Raw genomic sequence first — 16,597 nt, 5'->3', positions numbered from 1 at the left:
CTTCGGGAACGGGCCCAGCACGCACTCAGGGTGGACACCTCCCGCGCGTGTCCACCCTGATGTGCTGCTGCTTGCAGCCTGCTTCTCTCGCCTACCTGCCTGGGGCCCGATCAACCGGGCCACCGGATCGGCTAGAGGAAGTTGGCCGCGGCCCGCTTGTCGCCGCCACGGTAGGCGACACCCGCTTCGCGCACGGCGCTGGAGATCTGGTGCAGGTTCTGCTTGATGGCGGTCGCGTCCGCGTCCCACCGCTTCTGTGCCGCGCGGTAGGCCGACTTGGCTTCGCCCTCCCACAGTTCCGAGACCGATTCGATCATGGCCTTGATGTCGGCGAGGTCCTGGTCGAGCCGCTTGGCCTGAGCCTCGATGGCAGAAGCAGCTTGGTCGAGGCTGGAATAAGTGACGACCGTCGTACCGTCATTGGCGGGCATGTGGTCCTCCTTCTCTGTCGAGCTCTGTCGAGTTACGGGATGCCGGTCAGAAGTTGTTCAGGTTGGACACCCGGGCCGTGGCCGCGGCGTCGCCCGAGTAGCCGTCGACGACGTCGACGCCCATGAGGGCCGCCTTGACCTCGTCCTCGGTGTTGCCCGAAATGGTCCGGGCGGCCTTGATGGCCTCCTGGAAGCGCAGCAGTTCCTTACCGATGCTGACAATGCGCCGGTTGATCTCCGCCTGCTTGATGTTGTACTGCCCGGCACCGATGCCCTGCCAGGCGCCTTCCAGGCTGTCGATCGTGGCGTTGAGCTGACTGAGCTGGCCCTTCACGGAGTCGAACCTCTCGGTGAGGGCGTTCTCCAGGCCGATTAGGGCTGAGTCCGAAACCTTCTGGTCTGCTGCCATGACGTTCCTTTCCGTTCAGTTGATTCTGCGGAACCGGCGTGGCTCGCCGGCTGGTATGGGTGAGGCGCTCGCGGTCAGGCCGTGCCGCGCCTGCGGACGACGGCGAAGACCACTCCCCCGAGGACGGCCACGCCTGCGATACCGCCGAGGATCAGCCCGAGCGGGGGGCCGTCGTCGCCCGACGCCTTGGTGGTCTCGCCCGAAGCGACGGCTTCGTCGCCCTCGCCACCCTTTTGACCCTCGTTACGGGCGGGCTGCGGTGAGGCGGGGCCGGAAGAGGGCGGAGCGGAGGGGTCGGGTGAGGCCGGGGCCGCGTTCGTCCGCTTCTTGGTGAGGGGGCTGATGTCGGGGTCTCCGGGGTCGCCCTTGCCCTTCAGGAGGTTCATCGAGGGGCGGATCAGACCGTGGCCCAGGAAGGCGCTGCGGTCGCCCTTCTTCCAGTCCCGTGCGGCCGTGTCGAAGAGCACGTTGAGTACTTGGTTCGCGGTCCAGTCGGGGTTGGCGGACCAGACGAGGGCTGCGGAGGCAGAGGCGATGGCGGTGGCGGAGCTGGTTCCGCCGTCTCCGTTGCAGTAGCTCCGGAAAGAATTATCACACCAATACGGAATTTTCTGCCCAGGGGCGGCGATGTCCGCCGTCCCCGCACTCTGCGAATATTCCGCCACCGCCCCGTTCTCGTCCGCAGACGCGACGCCAACTACTTGAGGATATGCAGCCGGATACTGCTGTTTGTTACTCCCCGCACCATCATTTCCAACCGAGGCGAAGAAGAGCTTGCCTTTCTGCTCCGCGTATTTAACTGCATCACGCTGCCCTTTTGTGGAGTACAAGCCTCCGAAGGACATGCTGATGATCTTCGCGTCACTGTCAGCAGCAGCGCGAATAGCATCCTCGGCGTCCCGGGCGTTTACAGAATTTTTGTTCTGAAATTCTGTGTCGCTGATACGCATGGGGATAATTTTCGCCCCTGGAGCAAGTCCCTTAATGCCGCCGCCAGCTCCTGTACCGGCAATCAACTCAGCCATGTTTGTGCCATGGCCATCGTAGTCGTCGTTCTCATCACCGGCGGCCCCTGTGGCGTCAAACCCTTTGAGGACCTGCCCCTTCAGGGTAGGAGTGTTCGGGTTGACCCCCGTGTCAATGACAGCGACTTTGATGCCTTCGCCCTTCGTGACTTTCCACATTTCCTCAGCCTGCATCGCGCTGAGATACCACTGCTGGGACTGCGCGTCTGCTGCTGCGGCGGGCTGTGCCACACCGGCAAAGACGACGCTCCACGAAGCCGCCGCTGCCAGTGCGCCGAGCGCACGCAAGCTCGTACGCTTCCGCGCCAGGCCCATTTCTGCTGTCATCCCGACTTCCGAACCTTCCCTGGGCTTCTACTCGACCACCGGCGGAACAGCTCCACGCCGTCGGGCCGCCCATGTCTCTTCGTCTTCCGTCAGGTAGTCCGGACGGGTAGACCCGGTGTTCTCCTCGTCCTTCCGGTCGTTCTTCCGTCGACCGGAAGGACCACGGACGAGACCTGCCCCACCGGATGTAAAGCCCTTGGAACCGGACCCCGATGCTCCTCGGGGGGCGCCGAGTACTCCATTGACGCCCGAAGTCACGGCACCGCGCTGGCCCGGGCGCCCAGCAGACGTCCCTGCCTGCGTCGCCCCCGGGCCTCCGATCACCGTTCCTGGAGAAACCCCACGAACCCCGCCGGTCCCGGACGACGGGCTCGAGACGGTCCGTTGCGGCGTTCCGCCCACGATGCCGTTGCCCTGGCCCGTACGAGAGGCGCCCGGTGCGGCTGTGCCGCCCTGGGCGGCCACGGGGCGGCCTCCCATGACTCCGGACTGGCCTGCTGCGGGCGGCTGCGTACCTCCGACAGAACGCCCGATCGCCGAGGGGCCGCCGTTGCTCATCGGGCTCGGCCGCCCGACAGCCGGGCCCGTACTGCTCCTGGCGGTGGCACTTGCGCCCGGCGGGGACGTTCTGCCCAGACCTCCACCACCGTTGCCGACATGCCGGGTTGCACCCGGTGCTCCGGGAACCCGCGACGAACCGGCCGGTACCGGGTTGCCGAAGCTGGGCGCCACGGGCGGTGGGGTGACTCCCACAGTTCCTGGCCCATTGGTGACCGCAGGTGGTGCGGGCGCTGTGTTGTTGAGCGTGGTGGGAACGGCAGGAGCAGCGACGCTGTTGATCTCTGTGGACACACTCCTGTCCAGCACGGGCGCCGGGCCCAGAGTCTCGCCTGAGACTCGGCCACCGGAGGGACCCACAGTGTCGGGCCCCACAGTGGTTGCGCGCACGGAAGCACCCTGTACCGCGTTGCCGCCCAGTACCTGATCCGCACCTGCCGATGAAGCACCTGGCGCAGGCCGGTCCCTTCCGACAGGCAAGGGCATATCAATACCCAGCTCTCTGTCGAACCTCGGCGGTTCCTGCGCCGCCAGCGTCGCCTCTGAGACCGCGTAGAACGACGCCAGCCGGTTGATCTGGTTGATGGCCTCCTGGCGGTTCTTCTCCACCTTGACTGCGGCGTCGTACTCCGGGTTGCCCTCGACCCGCTTCAGGAGGTCGACCTCGTCCGGCTTCTTGGGTACCGCCCGAGAGTCACGCGGCGGCATCGCAGCACGTACCGACGCCAGGCCGGTGCCCGCGACCGTGATCTGCGTGCCCGCTGTATCCGCGAAGTCTTCGAGCTTCTTGGCGTGGGCGACCAGTCCCTTGCCCCACTTACGGAAGGCTTGGCCGGACTCGCCCTGCCAGTCGACGCCGTCGATGTGGCCTTCCAGCTCCGCCGCCGCGCTGCGGATGGCGTCCCTGGCCCGCCAGAGCGCTTGGCCCGCGCTCTCCAGGTCCGAGGGGTTGGAGTTCTGCACCAGGTCGATCATGGTGTTGAGCTGGTGTCCCTCGAAGGAGGTACGGCCTCCGGTGGAGAGGTTGCCCAGCATCCTGAAGGCTCCGCCGAGGAGGCCGACGTCGGGAGCCTGTCTGGCCGCGAGAGCCACGTCGCTGAGGAAGACCTGGCCGTGGACGCGCTTCTCGTCCTCCACCCGCTGTTCGGCAGGGGTCAGTTCCGGCTGCTTCTCGTCGCTCATTCTGCTCCCCACCCGCGGTCGACCCGGCCTTCGCGGTTGTCGGCCTTGGGCTTGTCGTCCCTTTCCCGGTCCATCCGCGTCTGGATCTCATGGAAACGCCGCCGCGTATCGTCATCCACGTTGTCGAAGCCCACCGCCGCCGCATGCACCCCCAGGCTCAGGTACTCGATCTGCTCGCCCAGCGACTTCGAGAGCGAGACCAGAGCCTTGTGTACGCGGTTGTACTGCGTGTACAGGCCGTCCGCCTCGGCGAAAGAGGCGTTCGAGCCGCTCAGGGCCGAGCGCGGCACCGTCTGGGCCGCCACCTTCGACCTGCCTGCCGCCGAACCCTCGAGGTCCGTGAGCAGCGCGTCCACGCGCTTCTTGAAGGTCTCCAGTGCGCCTACGCCGCGCCTGAGGTCGCCCGTTCCGCCGCCGCCACCGCCTGAATCGGCCCCCATGCCGTCCTCCCCGTTCTGCATCCCCGTTTGCTCGGATCGTTCTGCGTTGCTATCGCACCGCTGCGATCCGGGCACATCTCATCGTGGCAACTCTAGTCACTGCGTGACGCAGGGCCAATTGGCTTCCCGGCCACGTGACTTGTCTCATGCGTCAGCCGCCGCCCGCCGGCCGTCCGGTGCGGCGTCTCATGTCCCGTACGGCCACTGCCGCACCGGCGATCGCGGCCACCAGGACGCCGCCGCCCACGACGACGTACGTCGCCAGGCGTGCGTTGCGTTCGTCGGCCGTTTCGCCCAGGTGGAGTTGGGCCGGGGTCGGGGCTTCGCCTTTGCTCATGCCTTCGCTCGCCACCGGGCGCTCGATGGGCTTCTCGTCCTCGGTCAGCGCGCGTACCGGGTCGATGACACCCCAGCCCACGTGGCGGTCGTGGCCGGCCACGGAGCGTTCCGCCGTCTGCTGGATCTGGGCGACGATCTGGTTCGGCGTCCAGCGGGGGTGCTTGGCCTTGATGAGCGCGGCGACCCCGGCGACGTACGGGGCGGAGAAGCTGGTGCCGTTGTCGGCGCAGTGGCCGCCGCCGGGGACGGTGGAGATCATGTCCACGCCGGGGGCGGCGATGCCGACGAAGTCGCCGCCCTGGGAGAAGTACGCGCGTTCGTTGTTCCGGTCCGACGAGGCGACGGCGAGGACGCCCTCGTACGAGGCGGGGTAGGTCGGTTTCACGTTGCCGCCCGCCCCGTCGTTGCCCGCCGAGGCGACGACCACGATCTTCTTGGACAGGGCGTAGTCCACCGCACTCTTCAGCTCCGGTGACGGTTCGACCGCGTCGGCGGTGTCCTGGGAGATGTTGATGATGTGGGCGTCCGCCTTGTCGACCGCGTGAAGGATCGCGGCGGCCAGGCTCTGCGCCGTTCCGTTGCCGTCGGCGTCGTTCTGCTGGATCGGGATGATCGTCGCGTCCGGGGCGAGGCCGGTGAAGCCGGTGCCCTTCGCCGGGCGGGCGGCGATGATGCCGGCGACCTTGGTGCCGTGGCCCACGGCGTCCGTGGTGCCGTTCTCCTTGCCGCGCTCGACCTTCCGGCCGTCCTCGGTCTTGAGGTTCTTCGGCAGCAGGTTGATGCCCGCCTTGACGTCCACGGCGGGGGTCAGCTGGGGGTTCTTCACATCGACGCCGGTGTCGATGACGGCCACCCGTACCCCCTTTCCGGTGGACTGCTTCCACAGCTCGTCCATCAGGACGCGCTGCAACGACCAGGGGCGGCCGGGGTACTTCTCCGAAGGGAACGTGCACTGGGTGGAGTCGACCGCGCCCGCCGAGGGCGCCGGGAGGGTGACGAGCAGCGCTCCGGTGGCCGCGGCGGCGGTCAGGAGGCGCCGGAGCGGCGGTGTGAGGGGTGTCATGCGGTTCCTCACGAGCCCTGCGGCTGGCGCGCCGCGCCCGTGGAGAGGCGCGGGCCCGTCGGCAGGAACGAGGACCAGACGGCGGGGACCGGGACCGGGTCGATGTCCTTGTAACCGAGGCGGCTCTGCGCCTGCTGGGCTTCCTGCTGCCGGTCCTGCCGCTCCTTCTCCGAGCCGGACTCGCCGATGCCGGAGTCGTCCTGCCCGCTGTCGCTGTTGGACTGCATCGCGTAGCGCAGTCCGGTGTCGGTGACCAGGAAGAGGAAGCCGACGTCGGTCTTCGAGCCCGTGAACTGGCGGAAGAACTCACCCGATCCGGGCGTGACGTAGGCGCTGGAGGAGCCGGTGGGGAGGGTGGCGGGGAAGCTCGTACCCACCCAGGTGGAGAGGGTGGTGGCGCCGGTGTCGGCGTCGACGTCGCGCAGGACGTTGCACACGGTGCTGCGGCTTCCCTTCTTCACGTCGGGCGAGTTGACGGCCTTCGGCTCGTGGACGGGCCAGTCCTGCTCCGCGCCGAACGCCCGGCCCGGTGCGAACGCGGCGGCGCTCACGGGCTTTTCGCGGCCGTTCTGGCCGAGGACCGCCAGATCCCGGCTGTTGAGCAGGAGCTTGGCGACGAAGTCCGATACGGGGGCGACCCTGCCGGGCAGGACGACGTACTGCTGGGTCCTGGTTCCGGCGGTGGCGGCGAGGACCATGCCGACCCGGTTCGCGTCGGTGTCCAGGGTGCCCGGCACATTGGCGGGGTCGCCCGGCTTCTCTTCCAGCGAAGGGAAGTTGATCGGGTCACCCTGGTGCAGCGTCTTCAGCCAGTCGGCGGAGACGCGCTGCGGCTTGCGGTTCTGGTCGACCAGGGTGCGCAGCAGCAGTTCGTCGTCGGGGAGGGCGTACGCCTTGCCCGCGGCGCCCACGAGGTAGCGGGTCCGGTCGGGCTCCGGCCCCTGGACGTACATCATCTCGCCGCCGCGCAGCTTCCCCTTGCCCTCGGTCTTGCCCTTGTCGCGTTCGGCGAAGAGGAAGGCCGCCTTCTGGATGGCGCGGCCGCCCTCGCCGGGCCGTTCGCAGACGGCCCAGCGCTTGGCGGTCCCGGCGTCCTTGGGGTCGGGCAGCCGGTCGGGGGCGTACGGGATGCCGAGGGTCGCGCCGTGCGGGATCTTGCCGTTGTCGAGGACCGACTCGTCGACGTTGACGACCTTGCCCTTGCCCGGGTCGAGCAGGAGCTTGGCTGAGGACATGTTCAGGACGGGGTGGAGCTGCTTCTTGTCGCCGGTCTTCAGCACCACGTAACGGGTGGTGGACTCACTGGCGATGATGACGTTCTCGTGGGGCTTGTCCCACTCCTTGGGGGCCACCGGCTTGAACATGCCCCAGGCACCGAATCCGGCGAGGATGACGACCCCGATGATCGCGCCCGGCAGGACCGCGCGCAGGGGGCGCGGGGCGCCTTCCTCGGAGCCGGTCGGGTTGGGTTGCAGGAACTGTGCGATCAGCCTTCGCTTCGCAAAGGTGTAGGCGTTGAGTTCATCCCGCCGTGATGCCATGTGTCCGCTGCCCCTTTTCCCCAGTGGTCGACCAGGGTGCCACACCCACCGCCGGCCCCTGGTGTCGCACCGGGCCCCTACTATGCCCCCAGGGGCTCGGCCCTCACTGCTCAGGTAGGGTGACCACCCGGTCAACACCCGTACAAAAAACGGTGAATACGGGACACGAGGGGGCAACGCGGCAATGGGTGCAGCTACGCGCGAGCGTACCGGGCGGTCCCGCCGCCGAACCCCCGGGCCTTCCCGTCGGCAACGCAGCAACGAACCGGCCGCGACAGCCTCCGCCACCCCGTCGAACGCCCCCTCTCCGGGTGCCCCCGCCGCCACGACGCTGCGCGCTCTCGCGGGCACCGGCCGGGGCCGGCCCGTGCTGCGGCAGCTGGTGATCATCGAGGCCGCGCTCGCGGTGGCCGTGGTGGGTGCCGCGCTCGGCGGTGCGTGGCTGGTGCCCGCCGGGGTGCTCGTGGTCCTGCTGGTGCTGCTCGCGGTCGTACGCCGCCGGGGCCGCGCGCTCCAGGACTGGCTGGCGACGGCCCTCACGCTCAAGGCCAGAAGGCGCACCGCCGCCGCGGCTCCCGCCGATGTCGAGCCGATGCTGGCCCCGGTCGCGGAGAACGTGCCCGGCTTCGGCCCCCACATCTACGTCGACCGCGACCACCGCACGGTGGGGATGCTCGGGGACGGCACCTTCCTGACCGCCGCGGTCCGGGTGGAGGCGAGCGGTGAGGCGCTGCGCCCGGCGTCCGGCGCCCGTTCGCTCCCGCTGTCGCTGCTCGGCGACGCCCTCCAGGTGGACGACATCGTCCTGGAATCGGCGCAGTTGGTGCAGCAGGTGCGGTGCGCCCCCGCGCCCCATCTGCCGCAGCAGTCGGTGGCCCGTCTCTCGTACGGGCCCCTCCAGGACAAGACCGGGGCGCCCGCGCTCCGGATGACGTGGGTGGCGGTGAAGCTGGACCCGGAGCTGTGCCGGGAGGCCATCGAGGCGCGCGGCGGCGGGGTCGAGGGGGCCCAGCGCTGCCTGGTGCGGGTCGCGGACCATGTGGCGAGCCGGATCACGGGGGCCGGGTTCCGGGCGGTGGTGCTGGACCAGGAGGAGCTGAACTCGGCCGTCGCCACCTCCGCCTGCGCCAACCCGCTGCTGTCGGGCCGCGCCGGGCGCCCGGACGCCGCTCCGCAGCGGCGCACGATGGAGACCTCGCGGGTCTGGCGGTGCGACGACCGGTGGCACACCACGTACGCGGTGGACCGCTGGCCCGAGTTGGGCCGGGGCGCGACGCCGCTCCCGCAGCTGGTCGCGCTGCTGACCTCGGTGCCCGCGTACGCGACGACGTTCAGCCTGACCGTGCGGCGCGGTTCGCGGCAGGGGGCGACGAGTGTGAGCGGCCATGTCCGGGTGACCGGCGGGTCCGACACCGAACTCGTCGGTGTGCGAAGGACGTTGGAGCAGGCCGCCCGGCACGCCAAGGTGGGTCTGGCGCGGCTGGACCGGGAACAGCTGCCGGGTGTGCTGGCGACGCTCCCGCTGGGAGGGGCCCAGTGACGATCGCATCGAGGAGGAGCCGGACCGTGGGGCGCGGCGCGACGGAGCGGACCGGGGCCGGGCGCGGACTGCTCGGCCCCCGCCACGCGGGCCACTCCGTGGCCACCGACGACCTGGGCGCCCTCTCGCTCCCGGTCGGTGACGACGGCGTGATCATCGGTGACGACGCGGAGGGGCGCCCGCAGCTGATCGGGTTCCACCGCCCGGTCCCGTACGACGTCACGCTGATCGGCGGGCTGTGGACGGCACAGGTCCTCGCGCTGCGCGCCGCGGGCACGGGCGCGCGGGTGGCGGTCGAGACCGGCCGGGTCCAGTCCTGGACCACGCTGGCGCAGGCGGCGGGCGCCGGTCTCGAGTGCGTCTCCCTCTACGACGTGGGGCGCGTCCCGCCCACGGGTGCGACGGTCGGGAGCCCCGTGGTGGTCGTGCGCGACTGCGGTATGCGCCCGCCGCGCGGCCGGGTGATCTCCTCCCCCTGGCAGTCCGTGCTGACGCTGCTCCCCTATCTGAGCCCCGTGGCACCCCGGTTGATGCGCGCCTCGGCGCTCGTGGGCGTCCAGCGGGTCTCGCCCGACGAGGCGGAGCAGATCGGCCGGATTCTGGGGCTCGCCCGGGCCGAGACCGACGCGCTGCCGACCCTGGCGGACGGGGTGACGCTCTGGGTGGCGGGCCGCGAGCACCACTGGGTGATGACGAGCGCGACGGACGCGGAGACCGGTCTGCTGGGCACGGCTCGCCGGATGGACTGAACCTCTCCCGTTCGTACGACACGGTCCCCTCCTATTGGGGACCATGGGCCAGGCAACGACACCGTTCGATGGAAAGGGACGCCGGAATGGGCACCCAGCAGGAAAAGGACGAGCTCTACGCTCTCGACATCTCCGATGTGAAGTGGCTGAGCGCGCCCGGCACCGAGGAGGTCGAGGAGCGCGTCGAGATCGCGCATCTGCCGGGGGGCGCGGTCGCCATGCGGTCCTCCCTGGACCCGGACACCGTCCTGCGGTACACCGAGGCGGAGTGGCGGGCGTTCGTCCTCGGCGCCCGCGATGGTGAGTTCGACCTCAAGTAGACGCCGTACGCGGTACGAGGGTGGCTGCCCGGTCGGGCCGCCACCCTTCGCCGTGTCCACGGATGACCCGGTTTGACCGCCTCAGCCTTCCTCTTCTGTCGCACGCGGTTCGCCGAGGAGCGGTACGTGACCCGGGGGTGTCCTTTGCCGTGCGATACGGCCTGCCTGAGTTCGCCCCCTGGCGATTAGGGTGGGTGGGGGCGCGGCAGAAGAACCTGCGAGCGGGTTGCACGCGTCGCAAGGGGGAGAGCCGGGCGGACCGGGCCCGCAGGAACGACCGGGCCCATGGGAACGACCGCCCCCACCCACCACGGCACAAGGGTGCTCGACCACACCAGGAGGCATAGTGAACAGCGATCGGGACGAGATCCGCGGCGGATGGAACACGCCCGTCGACGAGTCGTCCGACGCCGATCCCGCCGAGATGACGGGTGAGTTCACCATCGACTACACCCCTCCCGCCTGGTATACGCAGAACGCGGCGGGCGACTCGTCGAGGGGAGCGGGCACCCACCTGGCACCGCCTCCGCCGCAGGGGGCCCCCGTGTCCGTACCGGGTCAGCCGTCCGCGGGCAGCTACGACTCCGCCTGGGCGCCGACGCCGCCCGCACCGCCCGTCGAGCCCGAGGCACCGGTCGGTCCGGTCGTCCCCGGCGCTCCGGCCGCCCCCGCCCCCGTACCCACCACTGCTTCCGCTTCCACTTCCGCTGAGGGGGACCCGGGGACGTTCGGGGGTGGCGATGTGGAGAGCGGCGCCACCATGCGGTTCTCCCCCGCCGCGCTCAAGCGGGAGATCGCCGAGCGCGAGGCGGAGGCTGCGGGCGAGAGCGCGAGCGCAGGCACGGACACGGACCCGAAGTCCGGCCCGGACGCTCCGGATGGGGACTCCGGTTCCGGTCTGTCCGGTACGGGCGTGGGTTCCGGCCTGTCCGGTACGGAGCCGGGGTCGGCCTTCTCCCGTACGGAGTCGGGCTCCACGGCCGCCGACGACGGTACGGGCACGGGTTCCGCCACCACCGCCCGGACCGACGCGGACACGGACGCGGAGGCACCGGCCGCCGTGGACTCCGCCGAGGCCCCGGGCTCGGGTGACACGGCGGACGCCGGGAAGCCGGGTGGCACGGACGCCTCCGGAACCGCCGCCCCCGCCCCAGCCCTCACCGCCGGACCCACGGACAGCGCCCCGGACGGCGAGCGGGCCCCCGGCGCCGAGGCAGGCGCCGAAGCCCCCGCCGTACCCCAGGACGCCCCGGCAGCCCCGGCCGCACCGCCCACCGCGCCCGGGCCGCAGGCCGGTGCGGCGCCGGTGCCGTGGTCGGCGCCCGCCGAGGGCAGCGCGCTTCCGCCGCTGCCGCCCGCCTTCCAGCCGGCCGCACCGCAGCCCACCGCACCCCCGGCCGCAGCTCAGTGGCCCGCCCAGGTGCCGCCCGACGGGGCCCCCGGCCCCGGCGGCTACGGCTTCCCGCACGCGGCCCAGCAGCCGCAGGGACCCCAGCAGCCCCAGCAGTTCCCCGGCCAGGGCGCCCCCCTGCCGCCGCAGGCCCACCCCCAAGCCCCGCAAGCCCCCCAGGGCGCGGGCGGATACGGCTTCCCCCAGCAGCAACTGCCCCCGCAGGGAGCGCAGGGCGGCTACGGTTTCCCGCAGCCCCAACAGCCCCAGCCCCCCCCACGCACCCCAGCAGCCGGAGCCGTACCAGCAGGGTCAGCACCAGGCCCAGCCCCAGCCGCCCCACCTCCCGGCCCAGCAGCAGCCGGGCGCACCCGCACAGCCGGGCCAGCCGGGCGCACACCCCCAACAGCAGGCTCAACCGCCCCACCAGCCCCACCCCGGCCAGCCCGTCGACCCCCCGTGCCGGTGGCGCCTGGCCCACCCCCGTCACCCACGACCAGCGCGAGCGCTCCGTGCCGGGCGCGCCCCTCGGCTACACCGCGGCCGTCGAGCTCTCCTCCGACCGGCTCGTCCGGGGCAAGCAGAAGGCGAAGAGCAGCCGCAACCCCTCCGCCGCCTCCCGGTTCAAGCTGGGCGGGAAGAAGGAGGAGGCCGAGCGCCGGCGCAAGCTGGACCTGATCCGTACGCCGGTCCTCTCCTGCTACCGGATCGCCGTGATCAGCCTCAAGGGCGGGGTCGGTAAGACCACCACCACGACCGCGCTGGGCTCGACCCTGGCCACCGAGCGGCAGGACAAGATCCTCGCCATCGACGCCAACCCGGACGCGGGCACGCTCGGGCGCCGGGTGCGGCGCGAGACCGGGGCCACGATCCGCGATCTGGTCCAGGCGATCCCGTACCTCAACTCGTACATGGACATCCGCCGGTTCACCTCGCAGGCGCCCTCCGGTCTGGAGATCATCGCCAACGACGTGGACCCGGCGGTCTCCACGGCGTTCAACGACGAGGACTACCGGCGCGCGATCGACGTGCTCGGCAAGCAGTACCCGATCATCCTCACCGACTCGGGCACCGGCCTCCTCTACAGCGCCATGCGCGGGGTGCTGGACCTCGCCGACCAGCTGATCATCATCTCCACGCCCTCGGTCGACGGTGCCTCCAGCGCCTCCACCACGCTGGACTGGCTCTCGGCTCACGGGTACGCGGACCTGGTGCAGCGTTCGCTCACCGTCATCTCGGGGGTCCGCGAGACCGGCAAGATGATCAAGGTCGACGACATCGTGCAGCACTTCGAGACACGCTGCCGGGGCGTCGTGGTCGTCCCGTTCGACGAGCACCTGGCGGCGGGCGCCGAGGTCGACCTCGACATGATGCGGCCCAAGACGCGGGAGGCGTACTTCAACCTCTCGGCCCTGGTCGCCGAGGACTTCGCGCGCGCCCAGCAGCAGCAGGGGCTGTGGACGGCGGACGGCCAGAACCCGCCCCCGCAGTACGCCCCGCCGATGCCGGGACAGCAGGGCCCCGGTGGCCAGCCGCACCACGCCCCCCACCAGCCCCAGGCCCCCCAGCACCAGCAGCCCTACCCGCCCCAGCAGCCCCAGCCGGGCCCCGGCGGGCACCAGCCGTACGCCCCCCAGCAGCCCGCCCCCGGCCAGCCCTACCAGCAGCCGCAGCAACAGCCTCAGCCGCACCCCGGCCAGCAGGGTCAGCCAGGACAGCACGGCCAGCCGGGACACCCCGGCCAGCAGGGCCAGCCGATGCCGGGTCAGCACCCCCACCCCTACCCCGGCCAGCAGCCACAGCCGCAGCCGCCGTACGGGGGATATCAGGCGGCCGGGCAGCCGGGCGCTCCGCAGCCCCCGCAGCAGCCTTACCCTCCGCAGTCGGCGCCGGGCGGTCAGCAGAACGGGTGGCAGCAGTCGCTCCCCTCGCAGGCCCATTCGGGTGAACCGCGGGGCCTGCCGGGCGGACCGGCTCCGGCCGCGCCGCCGCAGGGCCCGCCCGGCGGTCAGGACAACCCGGCAGGCCAGCCCGATCTCCAGGGTCCGGTGCCGCCCGCGGGCTGGCAGCAGACGCCTCCGCAGCCGCCGCAGGCTCCTCACCAGTAAGGCGTTAGAGGTGTAGACCAATGAGGGCCCGTACCGCTCGCGCGGTACGGGCCCTTCCGGCTGTTTCCGCAGCCCACACGCTGTTTGACGGACCGTTGACGAGCCCCGCGACCGCTGATAGACCTTCGCTTCACCAACTGGCGAACCAGAGATCAACCCGCCTTCTCGAGCGAGTGATGACGCGAGGTCCCCGTCCATGGTCACAAGAGTTCCCTCCCGCACCCCCCGGCCCGGCAGGCGTCTGCGTACCCTGCTCGCCTCGGGCGCGGCCGCCCTGGCGCTCACCGCCGGTTCCGTCGTCCCGGGCAACCCGCTCGCGCCCGCGCCCTCCGAGGCCCGCGCCGACGGCGGGCGGACGACGCTCACGGTCGCCGTCGCTCAGAGTGTCGACTCGCTGAGCCCGTTCCTCGCGCAGCGGCTGCTGAGCACGAGCATCCACCGGCTCATGTACGACTACCTGACCAACTACGACGCCAAGGACAGCCGGGCGATCCCGGGGTTCGCCACCGAGTGGGAGCCGTCCGAGGACAAGCTGACGTGGACGTACACGATCCGGCAGGACTCGAAGTGGTCGGACGGGAAGCAGGCCACCGCCGAGGACGCGGCCTGGACGTTCACCAAGATGATGACCGACGAGGGGGCGGCCACCTCCAACGGCAGCTTCGTCGGCAACTTCGAGGAGGTGACGGCTCCGAGCAAGGACAAGCTGGTCATCAAGCTCAAGGAGCCGCAGGCCACGATGGCCGCGCTGGACGTGCCGATCGTCCCGAAGCACATCTGGGAGAAGGTCGGTGACTTCACCAAGTTCAACAACGACAAGGACTTCCCCATCGTGGGGAACGGTCCGTTCATCCTGACGGACTACAAGGTCGACAGCTATGTGAAGCTCAAGGCCAACAAGGACTTCTGGCGCGGCTCGCCCAAGTTCGACGAGCTGGTCTTCCGCTACTACAAGGACCAGGACGCGGCCGTGGCCGCCCTGCGCAAGGGCGAGGTCTCCTTCGTCGCGGGCAGCCCCAGCCTGACCCCGGCCCAGTCCGCCTCGCTGAAGACCGTGCCGGACATCACGGTGAACGACGCCCCGGGGCGGCGCTTCTTCGCGCTCGCCGTCAACCCCGGAGCCCGTACCAAGGACGGCACGGAGTTCGGTGACGGCCACCCGTCGCTGCTGGACCAGAAGGTGCGGCACGCGCTGTTCAGGGCCGTCGACCGGAAGACGATCATCGACAAGGTGTTCCAGGGGCACGCCGTCGAGGGCGAGGGGTACATCCCGCCGCGCTTCTCGGACTACTTCTGGAAGCCGTCGGCCGAGCAGAAGCTCAGCTACGACCCGGCGGCGGCCGCCGCCCTGCTGGACGAGGCCGGGTACCGGAAGAACAGCGCGGGCAAGCGCGTCGGCAAGGACGGCAAGCCGCTCGACTACCGCATCCTCTGCCATGCCACCGACCCCAACGACAAGGCGATCGGCAAGTACCTCCAGGAGTGGTGGGGCGATCTGGGCATCGGGCTGAAGGTCGACTGCCTCGACAACGTTTCCGACCCCTGGTACGCGGGTGAGTACGACCTCGCCTTCGACGGCTGGTCCGTCAACCCCGACCCCGACTTCGTCCTCTCCATCCACACCTGTGCCGCGCTGCCGGCCAAGGCGAAGGAGTCGGCCACGACCGACAACTTCATCTGCGACAAGCAGTACGACGAGCTCTACAAGAAGCAACTGGCCGAGTACGACCCCGCCAAGCGGGCGGATCTTGTCCGGCAACTGGAGTCGCGGCTGTACGACACCGGGTACATGAACGTCATGGCGTACCCGAATGCCGTCGAGGCATACCGCACCGACCACATCGAGTCCATCACCACCATGCCGTCGGCCGCGGGCAACATCTACGGCCAGGACGGCTACTGGAGCTGGTGGTCGGCGGTCCCGGCCGCCGGAGCACCCACCTCCGGTTCCTCCGGCTCCGGTGGCTCCTCCACCGGGGTGCTCGTCGGGGTCGGGATCGCCGTCGTCGTCCTCGCCGGTGGCGGACTGCTGTTCGCCATGCGTCGCCGCTCCACCGCGGAAGACCGTGAATAGTCCATGAGCTCAGAAAGCACTCCCGCGCTGGTCAAGGGCGCGGCGGGCGTGGAGAGCACCGCATCCGGCGGCCCGGCTCCGGCCGGGCCGCCGGGCCGCTCCCCGCGCTCCCGCTCCACGGCCGCCTACCTCCGCTACGCGGCGGGCAAGCTGGCCGGGGCCGCCGTCTCCCTCTTCGCCGTCCTCGTCACCAGCTTCTTCCTCTTCCGGCTGATCCCCGGCGACCCGGTCAAGCAGATGACCGGCGGCCGTCAGGTGTCGGCCGAACAGATCGCGTCGATGCGCCGCGAGTTCGGGCTCGACCTGCCGCTGTGGCAGCAGTTCACCCAGTACTGCGGCAAGGCCCTGACCGGCGACTTCGGTACGTCGTACCAGTTCCGGGCGCCCGTCATGGACAAGATCTCCGAGGCGCTGCCCGCCACCCTGCTGCTGACCGGCACCGCCTTCGTCCTCTACACCCTGCTGGGCATCTGGCTGGGCGCCCGCTCCGCCTGGCGCAACGGCTCCAGCGGGGACCGGGCCAACACCGCGTTCGCCCTGACGCTGTACTCGGTGCCCTCGTTCTGGCTCGGTCTGCTCCTCATCATCACCCTGTCGGTCGGCATCGGCCCGGTCCCGGGGCTCTTCCCGACCGGGGGCATGGAGTCCGGCTCGACCACCGGTTTCGACCGCGTCCTCGACATCGCCCACCACATGGTGCTGCCCGTCATCACGCTGGTCGCGGTGGAGTACGCGCGCACGTTGCTGGTGATGCGCTCCTCGCTGCTGGACGAGATGGGCAGCGACTACCTGACCACGGCCCGCGCCAAGGGGCTGCGGGACGACCTCGTACGCCGGAAGCACGCCGTGCCGAACGCGATGCTGCCGACGGTGACGCTGCTCTTCGTGAACCTCGGTACGACGGTGGCGGGGGCGATCCTGGTGGAGACGGTGTTCTCCTGGCCGGGGCTCGGCGGCCTCTTCTACCAGGCGCTGAGCGTGCCCGACCTGCCGCTGGTGCAGGCGCTGTTCTTCGTGTTCGCCTCCGCGGTGATCCTGATGAACACGCTCGCCGATGTGATCTATCCGCTGCTCGATCCCCGGGTGGGCCGATGACGACGT

12 protein-coding genes and 1 pseudogene are annotated in these 16,597 nt (G+C 70.5%); 6 read left to right on the top strand and 7 right to left on the bottom strand.

Annotated features, from left to right (window positions below):
• Positions 1–131 precede the first annotated feature (131 nt).
• The 7 genes from B7C62_27850 to B7C62_27820 all read right to left on the bottom strand — a co-directional run bounded on the left by B7C62_27850 (position 132) and on the right by B7C62_27820 (position 7,315).
• Positions 132–431: a WXG100 family type VII secretion target gene (locus tag B7C62_27850; protein ID ARF75645.1), complete on the bottom strand. Its 300-nt coding sequence runs from the start codon at positions 429–431 to the stop codon at positions 132–134.
• Between the two features lie 46 nt (positions 432–477).
• Positions 478–840, bottom strand: a complete 363-nt coding sequence (locus B7C62_27845; GenBank protein ARF75644.1) for a hypothetical protein — start codon at positions 838–840, stop codon at positions 478–480.
• 74 nt (positions 841–914) lie between these two features.
• Positions 915–2,192 carry a serine protease gene (locus B7C62_27840; GenBank protein ARF75643.1) on the bottom strand — a complete coding sequence of 426 codons (1,278 nt, stop codon included), beginning with the start codon at positions 2,190–2,192 and terminating at the stop codon, positions 915–917.
• Positions 2,193–2,219: 27 nt separating this feature from the next.
• Positions 2,220–3,932, bottom strand: a complete 1,713-nt coding sequence (locus B7C62_27835) for a hypothetical protein (GenBank protein ARF75642.1) — start codon at positions 3,930–3,932, stop codon at positions 2,220–2,222.
• The gene (locus B7C62_27830; GenBank protein ID ARF75641.1) at positions 3,929–4,393 is read right to left on the bottom strand and encodes a hypothetical protein; all 465 of its coding nucleotides are present in this window, start codon (positions 4,391–4,393) and stop codon (positions 3,929–3,931) included. Before B7C62_27830 ends, B7C62_27835 begins: the two co-directional genes overlap by 4 nt.
• A gap of 130 nt (positions 4,394–4,523) precedes the next feature.
• Positions 4,524–5,774: a type VII secretion-associated serine protease mycosin gene (locus tag B7C62_27825; GenBank protein ARF75640.1), complete on the bottom strand. Its 1,251-nt coding sequence runs from the start codon at positions 5,772–5,774 to the stop codon at positions 4,524–4,526.
• 8 nt (positions 5,775–5,782) lie between these two features.
• Positions 5,783–7,315 (bottom strand): type VII secretion protein EccB, encoded by a 1,533-nt coding sequence (locus tag B7C62_27820; GenBank protein ID ARF75639.1) that lies wholly within the window; start codon positions 7,313–7,315, stop codon positions 5,783–5,785.
• A gap of 184 nt (positions 7,316–7,499) precedes the next feature.
• On the opposite strand from B7C62_27820, the gene B7C62_27815 reads away from it, so the two are divergent.
• From B7C62_27815 to B7C62_27790, 6 genes and pseudogenes are all read left to right on the top strand, one after another.
• Positions 7,500–8,855, top strand: coding sequence for a type VII secretion protein EccE (locus B7C62_27815; protein ARF75638.1), 1,356 nt, complete (start codon positions 7,500–7,502; stop codon positions 8,853–8,855).
• 26 nt (positions 8,856–8,881) lie between these two features.
• On the top strand, positions 8,882–9,604 hold the full coding sequence (locus B7C62_27810; GenBank protein ID ARF75637.1) for a hypothetical protein: 723 nt from the start codon (positions 8,882–8,884) through the stop codon (positions 9,602–9,604).
• Between the two features lie 86 nt (positions 9,605–9,690).
• A complete protein-coding gene (locus B7C62_27805; GenBank protein ARF75636.1) occupies positions 9,691–9,924 on the top strand; it encodes a DUF397 domain-containing protein in 234 nt (77 codons plus the stop codon).
• Between the two features lie 346 nt (positions 9,925–10,270).
• Positions 10,271–13,422: pseudogene (locus B7C62_27800) on the top strand (topoisomerase II).
• 196 nt (positions 13,423–13,618) lie between these two features.
• On the top strand, positions 13,619–15,496 hold the full coding sequence (locus B7C62_27795; GenBank protein ARF75635.1) for an ABC transporter substrate-binding protein: 1,878 nt from the start codon (positions 13,619–13,621) through the stop codon (positions 15,494–15,496).
• Between the two features lie 3 nt (positions 15,497–15,499).
• Positions 15,500–16,591: an ABC transporter permease gene (locus B7C62_27790; GenBank protein ARF75634.1), complete on the top strand. Its 1,092-nt coding sequence runs from the start codon at positions 15,500–15,502 to the stop codon at positions 16,589–16,591.
• The last annotated feature ends 6 nt before the right edge of the window (positions 16,592–16,597 follow it).

This window comes from Kitasatospora albolonga (genome assembly GCA_002082585.1).
Taxonomy (GTDB): domain Bacteria; phylum Actinomycetota; class Actinomycetes; order Streptomycetales; family Streptomycetaceae; genus Streptomyces; species Streptomyces stephensoniae.
The sequence above is the reverse complement of the archived record's forward strand: the minus strand, read 5'-3'. Positions and strand labels throughout refer to the sequence as shown.

What these genes read in the sequence shown, in the direction of transcription:
- B7C62_27850 (ARF75645.1), bottom strand. Translation starts at nt 431, where the DNA reads ATGCCCGCCAATGACGGTACGACGGTCGTCACTTATTCCAGCCTCGAC.
- B7C62_27845 (ARF75644.1), bottom strand. Translation starts at nt 840, where the DNA reads ATGGCAGCAGACCAGAAGGTTTCGGACTCAGCCCTAATCGGCCTGGAG.
- B7C62_27840 (ARF75643.1), bottom strand. Translation starts at nt 2,192, where the DNA reads ATGACAGCAGAAATGGGCCTGGCGCGGAAGCGTACGAGCTTGCGTGCG.
- B7C62_27835 (ARF75642.1), bottom strand. Translation starts at nt 3,932, where the DNA reads ATGAGCGACGAGAAGCAGCCGGAACTGACCCCTGCCGAACAGCGGGTG.
- B7C62_27830 (ARF75641.1), bottom strand. Translation starts at nt 4,393, where the DNA reads ATGCAGAACGGGGAGGACGGCATGGGGGCCGATTCAGGCGGTGGCGGC.
- B7C62_27825 (ARF75640.1), bottom strand. Translation starts at nt 5,774, where the DNA reads ATGACACCCCTCACACCGCCGCTCCGGCGCCTCCTGACCGCCGCCGCG.
- B7C62_27820 (ARF75639.1), bottom strand. Translation starts at nt 7,315, where the DNA reads ATGGCATCACGGCGGGATGAACTCAACGCCTACACCTTTGCGAAGCGA.
- B7C62_27815 (ARF75638.1), top strand. Translation starts at nt 7,500, where the DNA reads ATGGGTGCAGCTACGCGCGAGCGTACCGGGCGGTCCCGCCGCCGAACC.
- B7C62_27805 (ARF75636.1), top strand. Translation starts at nt 9,691, where the DNA reads ATGGGCACCCAGCAGGAAAAGGACGAGCTCTACGCTCTCGACATCTCC.
- B7C62_27795 (ARF75635.1), top strand. Translation starts at nt 13,619, where the DNA reads ATGGTCACAAGAGTTCCCTCCCGCACCCCCCGGCCCGGCAGGCGTCTG.
- B7C62_27790 (ARF75634.1), top strand. Translation starts at nt 15,500, where the DNA reads ATGAGCTCAGAAAGCACTCCCGCGCTGGTCAAGGGCGCGGCGGGCGTG.